We start from the raw sequence: 13840 nt of genomic DNA, 5'->3' as shown, positions 1-13840 counted from the left end.
CTGCCAGCGTTTAATCCGCCATGTGGACCTGGTATTTCACATCGCCGTGCGGCAGGAAGGTCGAGTAATAGCCCATGATTTCCTCGATCCCGCCCTGGTCGGTCGGGCGGGGCCAGAACACGCCGGCCGGCCCGTTACACGGCAACAGCGACACGGCTCCCATCACTTCGGCGGCCTCGCCGCGCGTGAGCGCACGCCCCGACACGCGCAGTTCAACTTCCCTCACGGCGGCGGGATCGGTTCCCCAGTCGAACAACGCGTTGAAACCGATATAGTCGAAGCGAAGGCGATCCTCCGAGAAGCCGTGCCTGTCCATGAGCTGTCTCCGGCAGATCTCGGCCGCGAGCTTCGCCTTTTCCACGGCGCCGACACCGCCGAAGAGAAGGCGGCCGACGCCGATATAGCCTTCGCGCACGGCGAGCCCGACCTTCACCGTATCCGTCTTCGGCTTGCCGCCCGTGCCTTCGATGCGAACGCGATCCGGCCCGACCTGTGTGATCCGCGTGGTGGTGAAGTCGACGATGGCGTCCGCATGAATGTAGCGGGCGGGGTCGCCGATCTCATAGACGAGCTGCTCCCTGCAGGTCTGCTCGTTGATCACGCCCCCGGTGCCCTCCACCTTCGTGATGACGGCGCTGCCATCGGCCTCGACTTCGAGAATGGGAAAGCCGAGGCGGTCGAGGCCCTCGACATCCTTGCGCCCCGGATCGGCATAGCATCCGCCCGATATCTGCGCGGAGCATTCGACGAGATGGCCGAGGCCCAGTCCGCGGCCCATCTTTTCCCAGTCGTCGAAGAACCAGCCGAATTCGTGGATCATCGCCGCCAAGTACTGCTCGGAATCGCCGGCGCGCGGCGTGATGACGATGTCGGCGCCCGCCGCGAGCGCGGCGACGATTTCTCTCGCGCCACCATAGGCGACCGCGCCGAGGAAGGCGTTGCCGAAGGCGGAAAGCGGCGCATTCGTATCGGCGATGGTCGGGTTCTCCTGCCGCAACTGATCGGTGACGTCGCCGCCGCTGACATAAGCCACCTTCAAATGCCCGTATCCCAGCTCGCGGCAGACCTTCATGATGGCGCCGGCGGCACCCTTGGGATCGAGAATGCCCGCATTGGCGATGATCCTGGTTCCGCGGCCCACGCATGCCGGGAGGACCTTCCTGAGCTTTGCTTCGAAGAGGATGTCGTAGCCGGGAATGCCGTTTTCACGGCGCGTATATGCCTTGCTCAGGGCGACCTCGGACTGGCAGTCGAAGACGAGGTAGTCCAGGTCGCCCTTTTCCGCCAGGGTCTGCGCGCCATAAACATCGTCGCCCTCATGTGCGGAGCCTGCTCCGATACGGATGGTTTTCGACGAGCCCATATTTTCCTCCATATGCTCCGGGCGCTCAGACCCGCCCTCGTGACACGGCAAAAGCTATTGCCCGTGCTGCAGGCTTGCACGCCATTTTACGATGGGAATCAATCAAGCAATAAGGGTCAGGCGAGGATGGAAACCCATCAAAACACGAGATGCCAATCCGTCTCGAAGCCCCTATGGATTGCGTCATCAGCAGTGGCGCGACGCCAGAGGAGGAAGAATGAGCCAAGCACCGCATCGCGTTGTCCTTCGCGATATTTGTCATGCCCGCTCCGGCGACAAGGGCAACTCCGCCAATGTGGGAATAGCCTGCTTCGACGCGCGCGATTATGAATGGCTGGAAAGGAACCTCAGCGCGGCCGCGGTCAAGGCCTTCATGAAAAGCATCGTGAAGGGCAGCGTCGAGCGCTACGAGCTTCCGAATGTCGCCGCATTGAATTTCATGCTCCACGACGCCCTTGGCGGCGGCGCGAGCCGCACCTTGCAGCTCGATATCCATGGCAAGGGCTTCAGCTCGATCCTTCTGAGCATGGAGCTGACGGCCGACGACCGTCCCCCCAGCCTTCGCGAGGCTCGCTAGGAACCGCACCAGGCCTCCTCAGGCTGCGGTCCATGAAGAGAGGCGGCTCCCGGCCGCCTCTCTTTTCCTTTCGTGAAACCTCTTGAATGTCCGGGTCGGCGCCAGCTTACCGCGATGCGTATTCCGCCTCGTTGGCTTTGGTCACCAGTTCGAAGGGCACCCAGTATACAGGCTCGACGGCTTCGCCCTTCACCATCCGGGTGACGGCGTCTACCGCCTTTTCACCCTGTCCCTTGGCGTTGTGGAAGACGGTGATGTCGAGGTTCCCCTCGGCCATCTGATGGAGCGCTTCGCCCGTTCCGTCGATGCCGGCGAAGACGATGGACTTCGGATCGGCGCCTGCGGCGATCGTTGCGAGGATCGCGCCGATCGCCATTTCGTCGTTGTTGGCGATCACTCCGTCGACATGCTCACCCGAGGACAGGATGTTGGTCATGATGTCGCTTGCCTGCTGGCGCTGATAGTTCGCGCTCGGCTTCTGGATGACCTCGATGTCGGGATACTTGGCCAGCACCGTGTCGATGCCGCCAGTGCGCACGGTCGTCGTGTTCACGGCGAGTTCGCCCTGGAAGATCACGACGCGCCCCTTGCCGTTGAGTTGCTTTGCGAATTCCTCCGCCTGCATGACGCCGGACGTCCGCTCGTCGGAGCCGACATAGATGACGTTCTGCGGCAGATCCTGGTCCGGCTTGCGGGCGACATAGATCAGCGGGATGCCGGCCGCCTGCGCCGCGGCTGTCATCGGCTGTGTCGCCGACGTATCGACGGGCGAGACGATGAGGGCCTTCACGCCGGAGGCGATGAGGTTGTTCACCTGGTCGGCCTGCTTGCTGACGTCGCCCTGGGCGTCTTCCGCCTGGACGCCGAAGCCGGCCTTCTCGGCATTGGACGCGATGCTGTTGCGAAGGTTGGTGAGCCAGACGTCGTCGAAATAGGGCATCGACACGCCGATGTCGTCGGCGCGCGCAGCAAGGGTGGAACAGAACAGGGTCGTGACGGCCGCGGCAGCGAACGCCACCTTGCGCAGGTTTAGCATTTCTCCTCCTTCGGCAGGCCTCCTCGCCTACCAATTGTCAAAAACAGGATCAGCTAAAGCGCGATCTCGGAGAAAAGCAATCAGTCTGATATTTTTCGTTTCAGGACGTCTCCAATTCACGGGAGAGACTGTATCATGATGTATCAGAAAATGCTCTCCGCGGTGGAAGACACGAAGGGCAGGATGATTTCCGCGCGTCCGCGGTCGGTTCGATCGGCGTCGCTCGCCTCCAGCATGGCGGCGACGAGCTTTTCCGCGAGATCGGCCATGGGATGGCTCAGCGCGACCGCGAGGCTTCCGTCCATGAGGGCCTGCCGTGTTTCGTCGTTCAATTCGCAACTGATGAGGTGCGGTGTCTTCCCGTCCGCTTCCCGGATGGCCCTGATGGCTCCCCGGATGCCCCCGCCCGTCACGTAGATCGCCGTCAGGTTTGGGTGCCGGCGCAGGAGGTCCGAGGTCGCATCGTAGGCGCCGAGGTCGGTCTCGTGGGTCGTGACCGCCTCAAGGACTTTCAGGGACCGCGCGTGTTCGCGCAGATAGGAGCGGAAGCCCATTTCCCGCTGCTCCTGGCACACGTGCCGGTGCGTTCCCATGAGGATCGCGACCTCGTTTCCCTTGCGCTGCAGGTTGTCGGCGAACCAGGCCGCGGCCCTGCCGAATTTCCGGTTGTCCAGTCCGACATAGCCCGCCCGGCCGCTGGAGCTTATGTCCGATACCGCCGTGAATACGGCGACACCCCTGTCCGCCAGTTCGTCGACAGCGCGGTTGACGAGAGGATGATCTGCGGAGGTGATGGCGATGGCGTCGAATGCCTCGCCCAGTTTTCGCAGGGTATTGGCGATGATGAGAGGGTCGAGGTCCTCGATATGCTCGACATGGGCGACGACGCGGCTATCGGCGCGGGCGCCGCTCGCCTCCCGGAAGCGCATGCCGAGTTCCTTGTGAAAGGGCATGCTCTCCTGCTGGACGATCATTCCGAGACGCTTGACCGGAAGGTCCCCCTTCAGATGGCTGCGGATGGTCGCCGTGCCGTAGAAGCCGACATTCTCCGCGACGGAGAGGACATGTTGCATCATGTCGCCGCGGACCTGTCGTCCGGACAGCACGCGGTTGACGGTCGATACGCTGACGCCGGCCTCCCTGGCCAGCTCGGCGATTGTGACGCGCTTCATCTTGAAACTTTCTGAAACAAATAAATCGCGTGTTTGGCATGCATTGAGCCGAAAAGTATCACGCAGGTTGCTCTCTTGGCAATGCGCTGCAAATATTGACCGACATCAATTGGAGGAGCTGCAATCATGCTGTTCAAGAAGCGGCCGGAAAAGTACGGGCTTTCAAGGGCTTTCGACGCCAATTCGGACCTCGAGGTCGCCGATCCGTCTCAAGACGAATGGTGGACATTCGACATCAAGCGGAAGGAGCTGAAGCTTCTGATGAAGCGTGAAGACCGCCGCCCCCTGATCAACTATCTCACCTGGCTGGTGCTCCTTGTCGGTTCCGGCGTGCTGGCCTACCAGACACTCGGCACGTGGTGGGCGATCGGCGCCTTTCTGCTCTACGGCACCATCTACGGCTCGTGCGATCCGCGCTCCCACGATCTCGGGCACGGCGCGACGTTCAAGTCCCGCTGGCTCAACGCGATCTTCTGCAATCTCTGCCTCTTCATGACCATGAAAGAGCCGATCGACTGGCGCTGGCGGCATACGCGCCACCATACCGACACCATCCATGTCGGCCAAGATCCCGAAATCCTGGTGACGCGACCCGCCGACCTCCTGAAGGTAGCGGCCGACTTCTTCTTCCTGGTGCAGGCAAAGGGAGAGCTCAAGGGCATCGTCCTGCACGCGCTCGGCATCGTCACCAGCGATGCGAGGTTCTACGTGCCGCGCAGCGAATGGCGCAAGATGTTCTGGTCGAGCCGCTTCTATCTCGCCTGCATGCTGGGCGTCGCCGGCTATTGCGTCGCGGCGCAGACTATCGTGCCGCTGCTCTTCATCTGGGGGCCGCGCTTCTATGCCAACGGGTTCTATTTCTTCGGCTTCCTGACGCAGCATGCGGGGCTTGCGGAAGATTCCTACGATCATCGCCAGAACACCCGCACGTTCCGGATGAACCCGTTTGCCGAGTTCCTTTACGCCAACCTCAATTTCCATATCGAGCATCACGTCTATCCGTCGATCCCCTACTACAACCTTCCTGTGCTGCACGGCATGGTGAAGGACCAGCTGCCCCATACCTACGGCAGTCTCTTCGAGGTTATGCGCGAGGTTCTGCCGGCGGTCTGGAGACAGGCGCACGATCCCGGCTATTTCGTTGTCCGCAAGGTGCCGGGCGGCGCGCGGCAGGGCGACGACGGGATGTTTGCGAGCGGCGTCGCGGCGGCCGAATGAGATCTCAAGGGAGAGAGTGCATGTCCGAGAGCTGGATCAAAGTCTGCGCGGCCGACGATATCGATGAGGAGGATGTCATCCGCTTCGATGCGGCCGGCCGCACCTATGCCGTCTACCGCAGCCCCGACGACGACTATTTTGCGACCGACGGCCTGTGCACGCATGAGCGCATCCATCTTGCCGATGGGCTTGTCATGGGCGACATCGTCGAATGTCCCAAGCACAACGGCCGCTTCAACTACAAGACGGGCGAGGCGAAGGGCGCGCCGGTCTGTGTCAATCTCAGGACCTATCCGGCAAAGGTCGTCGATGGCGATGTCTATATCGCCGCGGACGAGTAGGGGCGCTTATGATCTTCAAGGAACATGTGCGCTGGGAGATGTTGAGGCCGGAGGAGTTCCTCGCCCGGCAGAACGCCAGGCCTGTCGTCTATCTGCCGATGGGGCTATGCGAGCCGCATGGTCACGTGGCGCCGTTCGGGCTGGACACGATCAAGGCGGACTGGCTTTGCGACATGGCGGCGGAGCGGTTCGGCGGTATCGTCGCCCCCACCATGGCCTATCATGTCCACGAGGTCGGCTATCACGCCCCGTGGCTGCGCGAGGTGATGGGCGGGGTCAATCCGCGGCTGGCGGCCCTGCCGGCGCATCTCCTCCTGGAAACGCTGTTCTACCAGTTTCGCGCTTTCCACAATGCAGGCTTCTCGGGGGTCGTCGTCATCAGCGGGCATCATGGAAGCCAGGAGGATTTGCGCATGGTGGCCGAGGCTTTTTCCGCCGCCTTCCCGATCGATCATTTCGTCCAGACGGATCCGGAACTGGTGGCAGGTGCTTTCACGGGAGACCATGCCGGTCGCTACGAGCTTTCGCAGTTGCTGCATATCCGCCCGGACCTGGTCTCCATGGATCGCGCCGATCGGATTGGGACGAGCCCGCTGGGGCGGTTCGCGCAAAATCCCGATGTGGCGGAGGCGAGTGCCGAGGAGGGCAAGGCCATTCTGGAACTGTCGTTGCAGGCAATCGGCGAGGCGGTGGGCGCTTTCAGCCTGCGGCTATCCGGCGAGTTCATTCCGATGAAGAGGGCCGGGGCGGTATGGGATACCGTCGCCATGCGTTGTGCGGTCTGGGCAACGGCAGGGTAATCCGTGTTCCGTGGCGATCAGGAAGAGGGTGTCTGGTTCGTGGCGGTCGACTTCCTGACGATCAGTTCCGGAACGACGAGGCCGTGCGTCGCGGACGTCTTTTTCCGGTGATGCTCTCGGACGGGGAGAAGAGGGCCTGCGAGGCGACCTGATGCACGGGTTGCCGCACGGTTGTCAGTCGGATGACCGCCATCGCCGAAAGAGCATGTCGTCATAGCCGATGATGGAGGTGTCGTCGGGCGCGCGGTAACCGGTTGTCGAAGTGAGGTGGCCAATACGCTCCACCGATACGGCCTCGTCGCCAATCAGTGGGATTTCCTCGTCGAAGAATTTCGGTGATACAAGGAATGCGTCCTCGCGGACGGGTATTTCCATGAACCCCGCCGTCGATCAACCGATTGATCGCACCGCCGAACTTTCAGCAAGGGGCGGCGGAATGCTGTTACCTCCGCCGACGGTGTCTGTAACCGCCCGGCTTGCATGAAGGATTTCCGGTGCCACCCATGCGGCGACGTCCGGTTTGCGTTCGATGAACCCGTGGCGGGCAAGCCGGTCTATTTGGATTTCCAGGAGTTCGAGCCGGTCAGCGTCGAGACTAGGCGTGATGGCCGCCTCGAGGTTCGCGCCATAGATAGACCTTGCGAATTCTGGAGACGCGCCGGTTTCCTTGCTGACAACAGCGATGATCTTATCCTGGTTCGCACTCGCCCAGGTGGCGGCGCGGAGCGTTTCGGTCATGAACCGAGTGATGATTTCAGGTCGCCTGTCGAGTAGCTCTGCATGAACCGTGATCGGTCGCGGCGTTCCGTTGTTGACGCGGTCGCGGATCGGCAGGGCGTCGATGTCGACAAGGATCGAGAGTCCCAGCCGATACGCCGCTTCGCGTGCCGCTGCACCCTTGACGTAGGCGGCATCGGCGTCGCCGGCGGTCACCTGGTCGAGAGCAGGCCACTCCTTGATCTTGAGGTCGCGTCGTAGCCTGCCGGGCGGAACAGTCTGCGAAAGCGGGGTCTCCACAACCGTGACGTCATCAAAGTCGAGACCGATATGCCGAAAGGCCGCTTCGAAACCGCCGAGCGCCATGGCGCGCGCATGGCTGGCATTCCTGCGAGCGGCAAAGGATGGAATGGCAATGCGCGCGCCACGCAGGTCTTTAGGTCCTTGCAGGCGGGCGGGGTCGGCCACGATGGCCTGGCCCTCGTCGATGAACGTCAGGCCGAGGAGGCGGGTCGGAGCGCCTTCCGCCCGTGCGACGATTGCCGGCACGCTGCCGCCTTCGCGAATGAGCGACGGCAGTGAATGATCGTAGTGGGAGAGCGCGATATCCAGCGGCGCTTCCTGAAGGATGCCGAGCCCGACATCGAGTCCCGCAAGCGTATCGGCAAGCCATCCCTGGTTGAGCGCGATACCGCTGGCGGTCGGCACCTGGCACCGTGTATACCAGATTTTCTCGTGCGCCGTATTCATCGGCGGCCGCCGCCTGAATCGGCGGCGATATGCCAGTGCAGCAGCCTGTTCTCGATCGACAGGAATCCGTAGTTCAACGCATATCCCACCACTGCCACGGTTACGGCGCCGGCATACATTCTCGCAATGTCCAGCGTCTGCTGGGCGTTTAGAATGTAGTAGCCGATGCCGCTGTTTCCAGCGATCATGCCGGCCGCGATGGCAATGACGAAGGAGCCTGCGAGCGCCAGCCGCAGGCCGACAAAAATCTGGGGTGCTGCGGCCGGCAGCACGATCTCGTAGATCGTCCGCCACCAGGAAAGCTTGAAGGTGGAGGCCGTATCGCGAAGTGCGGCTGAGACGCCTCTTGCGCCGGAATAGGTGGCGATCAGAATCGGGATCGTGGCCGAGACGAGAATGGCGATGACGTTCATTTCCCGACCGAGACCGGCATAAAGAATGATGACCGGGATGAAGACGATCGTCGGAACTGGGCGGAGCAGTTCGATGATCGGTTCAACCAGCGCATAAATGAGCTTGATCCGTGCCATCATAACGCCGATTGCAACGCCTAACACGGCAGAAAGCACGTAGCCGTAGACCATCGACGTCATCGTGTCGACGAGCTGGAACCCCAACTGCCCAACTGTCATTTCCGTCCACCAGGCAGCTCCGATCCGCGAAGGAGCGGGGAGGCCGGGTGAGGGGTTTTGGGCGGCGATGATCTCCCAGATGCCGACGAGAATGAGAAGGAGCAGCCAGCCGAGCGCTCGGTTGTCGAGCGGGACCACGCGTTTGTGGCGCTTATTGGGTTTTCCAACACTGTCAGTTGCCGGAAGTGCGATGCTGGTTGGTACCGTCATGCGGCCTCCGCGGATTTTAGCGGCGGCTTCGCGAGAACGCTTTCGAGAAGCGTGCGCCTGTATTCGAGGTAGCGCGGATGTTCCCGTGTCTCGATCTGCCGGCGTGGGCGGGGAAGCGAGACTGGAATCTCGGCAGCTAGCCCCCTTCCGTTTGGGCTGAGTACGAGGATGCGATCCGCCATGTAGATGGCTTCGTCGATATCGTGGGTGACAAGGATCGCCGTGAAGCCGAACTTCTGCCAGAGATCGAGCATCAAATCCTGGAGTGTCGCGCGGCTCAGTGCATCAACGGATCCGAAGGCTTCGTCGAGCAGAATGATCTCGGGTCGCGACGCGATGGCCCGCGCAATGGCAACACGCTGCTGCATGCCGCCCGACAACTCGCGCGGGTAGCGGTCGCGCGCATGGGAGAGGCCGACATCCCCGATGATCTCGTCGACGGATACCTTGAACTTGCGGGAGGATTGAACGGCATGGCGTTCGCCGAACAGCACGTTTTGCCGCACCGTCAGCCAAGGCAACAGCGATTGTGAATAATCCTGGGCGACAAAGCGGACCTGCGCCGGCGGCTCGGAGACGACGCGATTGCCCACGCGGACGGTTCCGGCGCTCGCCACTGTCAGGCCGCCGATGGCGCGCAGCAGCGTTGATTTTCCCGAGCCGGAGCGGCCGACTAGCGCAAGGAACTCTCCGCCTTCTATCCGTGTCGTGATGTCGGCGAGTGCATCGACCGTTCCATGCTTGCCGACATAGCGGACGGAAAGCCCTTTCACCTCTATTGCAGGCGGGGCGATCAGAATGGGCTCAACAATGGAGCTGTCATTGGCCATAGTGGCGCCTTTCAGAGCGTCGGAACGGTTGCCGTCTTGTAGAGAAGCGGCTCGACGTCGATGACCTGCTTGATCACGCCCTTGTCATGGGCGATCGTCAGCCATTCCTTGAGTGCTGCCAGATCGACTGCGCCGGACTGGGCTGCGTTGTTGTCGTCCATGCGCTTGATGACGCCCGGGACTTCCTTCTCCAGGGCGAAGAGATCGACCTTGTCGTATTTGAGCGAGATATTCGCCTTCTCCTCTGCGCTATAAGCATTGTAGCGCTTGGCACCTTCGCGCGCGGCGCGGACGAACTTTTCGGCCAGTTCCGGGTTTGCCGCGATCCACTGGCTGGTCGCGAAGAAGCCGGCGGTACTTGTCTTTTCCGGGATTTGTTGCCACGGGCGGCCTTCCAGCGGCTTGACGCCATATTGCTGCTCCCACTGGGCGACATTCGGATCTGATGCAATGGATGCATCGATTTGGCCCGAAGCGAGTGCCGCGCCGACCGTTTCACGCTGGTTGATTATCACATATTCGACGGATGCCGGATCGACGCCAAAATGCTCCAGATAAAGCCGGACCCGGAGGCGCGACTGCGCATGCGCCGCGGTGCCGATCTTCTTGCCGACGAGGTCAGCCGGTTTCTCGATCCCGCTTTTCGGACCCGCGATGATGTAATCCGAATTCCCTCTGCCATTGGCAGCCTGCAGGAAGGTGAGGTCGAAGCCATTTTCGCGCGCGCCGACCCAAGCGAAAAGATCGGCATAGCCGATCTCAAGTGAACCGCCGACGGTTGCGGCAAGAATGTTCGGACCGCCTGCCAGGGTCACAATCTCGACATCGATGCCGTCCTTCTGAAACAGCCCTTCCTCTATCGCCGTCTTGATGCCGGGGATCGCGCCGAACGGGGCTCCGATGCGCAGCTTGTCGGCGGCAGACGCCGAGACAGGTGCAGTGAAGGTGCTCAGCGCCAGCACCATTGCGGCAAGCATTGCGCGGCGATTGAAAAGAGCCTTGAACATGGTTTGTCTCGAACTTTCCAAATGGGTCAGCCGGCGGCTGCGGCATTGATCCGCGCCTCCGATGGGGTTGAGCTGGTCTGCCATGCATAGGGTGCGCTCTGGGCGTGCGGCTGCTGCCAGCTATTGTCGAGCGGGAGGAGGGGCATGACCTGATCGGCGAACCGGTGGGCCTCCTCGAGGAAGGGGTTTCCTGAGAGGATGAAGGACTCAACGCCGAGGTTTCTGTATTCGATGAGGCGGGCGGCGACTGATTCCGGACCGCCGACCACAGCGATGCCCGGACCGTTGCGCAGCAGGCCGAAGCCGGACCAGAGGTTGGGGTAGATTTCCAGATCCCTAGCATGCCTCGGCCGGGTTCCCTGATGGAAGGCCGCCTGACGGACCTGACCGATGGCGTCCTGTTTGCTATTGCTCGCCTGCACTTTGGCGATGGCGTCGTCGGACGCGCTGTCCAGCATCTCCTGGGCAGCCTGCCAGGCCTTCTCGTCGGTATCGCGCAGGATGACGTTCAGCCGGATGCCGAAACCCAGCTTTCGTCGATATTTCGCGGCGCGAGCCGTGACGTCCTTGACGGTGGCGGCGGTTTCCGGTGGCGGCTCGCCCCAGGTGAGGTATTTGTCGACGTGCTTGGCCGCGACATCCATGGCGATATCGGACGAGCCGCCGAACCAGAGAGGAGGATAAGGCTTCTGCAGCGACGGAAATTCTGCCTTTGCGCCTTTAACCTTCAGGAACTCGCCATCGAAATCCACGGTCTCGCCCGACATGGTCCGGCGATAAATTTCGAGGAACTCGTCGCAGCGGCGATAGCGATCGTCATGGGCGAGGTGGATGCCGGCAGGCGCCAGGCTCGTATGGCCGTTGACGATGTTAAGCAGGAGACGGCCACCGATATTCTGATCGAGCGTCGTCGTCAGCTTGACGAGTTGGCTCGGGGTGAAGACCGATGGGTGGATGGCAAGGAGAAAGCGCATCCGGCGCGTCTGGGCTGCGAGACTTGCCGCCGTGATGAAGGGATCGAGGCCGCCGCTTGGTTGTGTCGCAAAGAGCGCGCCCGAATAGCCGCGCGCATCGATCGACGTGACCAGGGCTCGCAGATAATCGAGATCGACCGGACGCGTCCATTTCGGATCCCAGGGATACCGGCCATCACGGCCGACGACGTACCAGAGAATATCCATCAGATGTCCTTACTTCGACAGGATCGGTTGCGAGCCGCCGAGTGCCGCAGCACGGATGAAGATGCCGGCCGCCTCATCGATCGTGACGGCAAGCTGCGCCGCCTTTTCAGGGGTCTCGTCGAACACGAGCACGCCATGGTTTGCGAGGAGGGCGGCGCGAGTCTCGGGATGCTCGGCCAGGAAACTATCGAGCACGGAAACGAGGCCACCGGAATTCCGGTCGCCATAGGGGCTGACCGGTATCGGCACTGTTTGGCCACGAGTGAGGAGCGGTTCGTAATGGAGCGGAATAGGCTTCTGTGCGACGGCGAACGCCGTGGCATTTAGGGAATGGGTATGGATCACGGAGCCGACGCCCGGCCGCTTATAGGCATGGGTGTGCATGGAGATGACCGATCGCACGCCTTTGCCAAGCTTGCCACTGACGAACTCGCCCTCGAGCGTGACGATGCCGAAATCCTCTTCGGTGATGTCCTTGGGCAGGCCTCGTGCCGTAACCAGGACATGGTCGGGTGTATCCGTCAGTCGGACGCTGGCATTGGCCGAACGTCCATTCGTAAGAATGCCACTGATGTGAAGGAAATGAATGGCGTCGAGAAGCTGCTGGCGCAGCACGCGACCTTGCGGTCCCAACTCTAACCTGCTCCCCTCGATTGATGAAATATCCTTGCCAAATCCGATTGCGCTTACACCCGCCATCATAAATCTCCCATAATATATAAAAAAGGTAGATTTACTATTGTTAAGGCGCAAGGGCGCCGAGTCTAGGATTACAAGCGTCGGGGAAACATCGTTCTAAACTTCGTCGGTAATGAGGATGGAAACAAAGCAAAAACGGATCTCGGACGCAAACACGACATCGCCGTTGGCTGCATTCAACGAGGCTCTGGGCGCTCGGCATGGAGATGGAACAGCGGTCCGACAGTCGCCTGCCGAGCTTTCGGTCGGCCGCACCATGTTCATCATCGCCCCCCACCTCACCAACGTCGTGGCCTGCTAAGGCCATGTGGTAAACCACCGGTCGTTTGGCATCGAACCGGCTCGGATGTGGCATAGGAAAGCGTCATCGATTGCGCCGAGCGTCGCCGTGGCCCCCCAGTTCCAGTTCTCCCCGTCCTTCGCGCGGCATGACAATGCTCATGACCAGCGAGCGAATGACGTTCGCCGCCTCCCGGCGCTCGCTGTCGTCGGTCTGCAAGTGTCGTGCTCCCCTGATTGTCCGCGTTTATAAGTTAGCCCTGTTCGAGTTTGGTCCTGTCTGGACCGGGTTGCGAACTCATAAGAGGTCAAGCCGCTGAGGCTCGTGTGGGGGCGGTTCGGGTTGTAGTCGTTTCTCCAGTCTTCGATAATCTCTCCGGCATGGCGGTAGCTGGTGAAGAGCTGCTCGTTGAGTCATGCAGGGATACCAGTCCTGAGTGCGATCCTGTCCAGTTCACGGCCGACACGCTGGCGGGACAGCGAGTTGTCGACTGTCTCCATCTCCGGAGAACAGACTAACCTCAAACCGAGGACATTTCAGGGGAGCACGTCAGAGCCATTGGCTCAGACGTCCAAGTCCTTGCCCCATAGACAAGAAAATAGCGCAGAAGCGGCCGCCTCTGCGCTGTCTTCAACCGGTTGCGATAATTCTGTCCGGCCTTAGCGACCGTTGCCCGTGACGGCAGAGCGGATGTGGGAGCGGGAGATGCCCAGATCCTGAAGGGCGCGGTCGTCCAGGGCGCCGAGCTCATGGACGGCGCGGCGGTCGGCGGCATATTTCTTGAGCTTTGCGAAGAGGTTCATGATCAACTCCTTTTGTTGAACAATATATAGACGCCTTCCTGACCGATGAACATGCACATGCCTGCAGCGTAGGCATGCCCCAATTGCATGACACTGAAAAAGAACGCGACTCCTAAAGTTTGCTATCGCGAAACGCTATGGCGGCAGAATGGAGTTGTGTTGGCCAAGGCCCCGTGCATGACCCTACTCTGACCGGAGTTGGCGACTGGCTGACCAAAAGAGCC

Annotated in this window: 16 protein-coding genes and 1 pseudogene; 4 read left to right on the top strand and 13 right to left on the bottom strand. The window is 61.4% G+C overall.

The window, feature by feature from the left end:
- Positions 1-10: 10 nt before the first annotated feature.
- Positions 11-1363: an acyclic terpene utilization AtuA family protein gene (locus AABF56_RS13665; RefSeq protein WP_272806327.1), complete on the bottom strand. Its 1353-nt coding sequence runs from the start codon at positions 1361-1363 to the stop codon at positions 11-13.
- A gap of 217 nt (positions 1364-1580) precedes the next feature.
- Between AABF56_RS13665 and AABF56_RS13660 the strand changes: the two genes are divergently transcribed.
- Positions 1581-1940 (top strand): AtuA-related protein, encoded by a 360-nt coding sequence (locus AABF56_RS13660; RefSeq protein ID WP_272806326.1) that lies wholly within the window; start codon positions 1581-1583, stop codon positions 1938-1940.
- Positions 1941-2046: 106 nt separating this feature from the next.
- On the opposite strand, the gene AABF56_RS13655 is transcribed toward AABF56_RS13660, so the two are convergent.
- Positions 2047-2976 (bottom strand): substrate-binding domain-containing protein, encoded by a 930-nt coding sequence (locus AABF56_RS13655; protein WP_272806325.1) that lies wholly within the window; start codon positions 2974-2976, stop codon positions 2047-2049.
- A 143-nt stretch (positions 2977-3119) separates the two neighbouring features.
- Positions 3120-4148, bottom strand: a complete 1029-nt coding sequence (locus tag AABF56_RS13650) for a LacI family DNA-binding transcriptional regulator (RefSeq protein ID WP_272806324.1) — start codon at positions 4146-4148, stop codon at positions 3120-3122.
- Between the two features lie 126 nt (positions 4149-4274).
- On the opposite strand from AABF56_RS13650, the gene AABF56_RS13645 reads away from it, so the two are divergent.
- From AABF56_RS13645 to AABF56_RS13635, 3 genes are read left to right on the top strand one after another with little or no spacing between them, the layout of a single operon-like run.
- Positions 4275-5366 (top strand): fatty acid desaturase, encoded by a 1092-nt coding sequence (locus AABF56_RS13645; protein ID WP_272806323.1) that lies wholly within the window; start codon positions 4275-4277, stop codon positions 5364-5366.
- Positions 5367-5386: 20 nt separating this feature from the next.
- Entirely contained in the window at positions 5387-5707 is a 321-nt protein-coding gene (locus tag AABF56_RS13640; RefSeq protein WP_272806322.1) for a MocE family 2Fe-2S type ferredoxin, read from the top strand.
- A gap of 8 nt (positions 5708-5715) precedes the next feature.
- Positions 5716-6507 carry a creatininase family protein gene (locus AABF56_RS13635; protein WP_272806321.1) on the top strand — a complete coding sequence of 264 codons (792 nt, stop codon included), beginning with the start codon at positions 5716-5718 and terminating at the stop codon, positions 6505-6507.
- Positions 6508-6681: 174 nt separating this feature from the next.
- Here the strand turns inward: AABF56_RS13635 and AABF56_RS13630 are convergent, their stop codons facing one another.
- The 10 genes and pseudogenes from AABF56_RS13630 to AABF56_RS13585 form a co-directional block, all read right to left on the bottom strand.
- The gene (locus AABF56_RS13630; protein ID WP_272806320.1) at positions 6682-6882 is read right to left on the bottom strand and encodes a hypothetical protein; all 201 of its coding nucleotides are present in this window, start codon (positions 6880-6882) and stop codon (positions 6682-6684) included.
- A 15-nt stretch (positions 6883-6897) separates the two neighbouring features.
- Entirely contained in the window at positions 6898-7974 is a 1077-nt protein-coding gene (locus AABF56_RS13625; protein WP_272806319.1) for an ABC transporter substrate-binding protein, read from the bottom strand.
- Entirely contained in the window at positions 7971-8816 is an 846-nt protein-coding gene (locus AABF56_RS13620; protein WP_272806318.1) for an ABC transporter permease, read from the bottom strand. Before AABF56_RS13620 ends, AABF56_RS13625 begins: the two co-directional genes overlap by 4 nt.
- The gene (locus AABF56_RS13615; protein ID WP_272806317.1) at positions 8813-9646 is read right to left on the bottom strand and encodes an ABC transporter ATP-binding protein; all 834 of its coding nucleotides are present in this window, start codon (positions 9644-9646) and stop codon (positions 8813-8815) included. The genes AABF56_RS13620 and AABF56_RS13615 overlap by 4 nt, the downstream gene beginning before the upstream one ends.
- 11 nt (positions 9647-9657) lie before the next feature.
- Positions 9658-10653: an ABC transporter substrate-binding protein gene (locus AABF56_RS13610; RefSeq protein ID WP_272806316.1), complete on the bottom strand. Its 996-nt coding sequence runs from the start codon at positions 10651-10653 to the stop codon at positions 9658-9660.
- Between the two features lie 26 nt (positions 10654-10679).
- Positions 10680-11834: an LLM class flavin-dependent oxidoreductase gene (locus AABF56_RS13605; RefSeq protein WP_272806315.1), complete on the bottom strand. Its 1155-nt coding sequence runs from the start codon at positions 11832-11834 to the stop codon at positions 10680-10682.
- 9 nt (positions 11835-11843) lie between these two features.
- Complete coding sequence (locus AABF56_RS13600; RefSeq protein WP_272806314.1) at positions 11844-12533, bottom strand: class II aldolase/adducin family protein; 690 nt, start codon at positions 12531-12533, stop codon at positions 11844-11846.
- Between the two features lie 364 nt (positions 12534-12897).
- Positions 12898-13032, bottom strand: coding sequence for a hypothetical protein (locus tag AABF56_RS13595; protein WP_272807546.1), 135 nt, complete (start codon positions 13030-13032; stop codon positions 12898-12900).
- A gap of 27 nt (positions 13033-13059) precedes the next feature.
- Positions 13060-13226: pseudogene (locus AABF56_RS37770) on the bottom strand (integrase core domain-containing protein); the annotation flags it as partial.
- A 246-nt stretch (positions 13227-13472) separates the two neighbouring features.
- Positions 13473-13616 (bottom strand): DUF1127 domain-containing protein, encoded by a 144-nt coding sequence (locus tag AABF56_RS13585; RefSeq protein WP_244768424.1) that lies wholly within the window; start codon positions 13614-13616, stop codon positions 13473-13475.
- Between the last annotated feature and the right edge of the window lie 224 nt (positions 13617-13840).

The organism is Shinella sp. WSC3-e (genome assembly GCF_945994535.1).
Classification (GTDB): domain Bacteria; phylum Pseudomonadota; class Alphaproteobacteria; order Rhizobiales; family Rhizobiaceae; genus Shinella; species Shinella yambaruensis.
This window is presented reverse-complemented; position numbering and strand designations above follow the sequence as displayed.

Bases quoted from the DNA above. Each gene is read 5' to 3' on its own strand.
- AABF56_RS13665 (WP_272806327.1), bottom strand. From the start codon at position 1,363: ATGGGCTCGTCGAAAACCATCCGTATCGGAGCAGGCTCCGCACATGAG.
- AABF56_RS13660 (WP_272806326.1), top strand. From the start codon at position 1,581: ATGAGCCAAGCACCGCATCGCGTTGTCCTTCGCGATATTTGTCATGCC.
- AABF56_RS13655 (WP_272806325.1), bottom strand. From the start codon at position 2,976: ATGCTAAACCTGCGCAAGGTGGCGTTCGCTGCCGCGGCCGTCACGACC.
- AABF56_RS13650 (WP_272806324.1), bottom strand. From the start codon at position 4,148: ATGAAGCGCGTCACAATCGCCGAGCTGGCCAGGGAGGCCGGCGTCAGC.
- AABF56_RS13645 (WP_272806323.1), top strand. From the start codon at position 4,275: ATGCTGTTCAAGAAGCGGCCGGAAAAGTACGGGCTTTCAAGGGCTTTC.
- AABF56_RS13640 (WP_272806322.1), top strand. From the start codon at position 5,387: ATGTCCGAGAGCTGGATCAAAGTCTGCGCGGCCGACGATATCGATGAG.
- AABF56_RS13635 (WP_272806321.1), top strand. From the start codon at position 5,716: ATGATCTTCAAGGAACATGTGCGCTGGGAGATGTTGAGGCCGGAGGAG.
- AABF56_RS13630 (WP_272806320.1), bottom strand. From the start codon at position 6,882: ATGGAAATACCCGTCCGCGAGGACGCATTCCTTGTATCACCGAAATTC.
- AABF56_RS13625 (WP_272806319.1), bottom strand. From the start codon at position 7,974: ATGAATACGGCGCACGAGAAAATCTGGTATACACGGTGCCAGGTGCCG.
- AABF56_RS13620 (WP_272806318.1), bottom strand. From the start codon at position 8,816: ATGACGGTACCAACCAGCATCGCACTTCCGGCAACTGACAGTGTTGGA.
- AABF56_RS13615 (WP_272806317.1), bottom strand. From the start codon at position 9,646: ATGGCCAATGACAGCTCCATTGTTGAGCCCATTCTGATCGCCCCGCCT.
- AABF56_RS13610 (WP_272806316.1), bottom strand. From the start codon at position 10,653: ATGTTCAAGGCTCTTTTCAATCGCCGCGCAATGCTTGCCGCAATGGTG.
- AABF56_RS13605 (WP_272806315.1), bottom strand. From the start codon at position 11,834: ATGGATATTCTCTGGTACGTCGTCGGCCGTGATGGCCGGTATCCCTGG.
- AABF56_RS13600 (WP_272806314.1), bottom strand. From the start codon at position 12,533: ATGGCGGGTGTAAGCGCAATCGGATTTGGCAAGGATATTTCATCAATC.
- AABF56_RS13585 (WP_244768424.1), bottom strand. From the start codon at position 13,616: ATGAACCTCTTCGCAAAGCTCAAGAAATATGCCGCCGACCGCCGCGCC.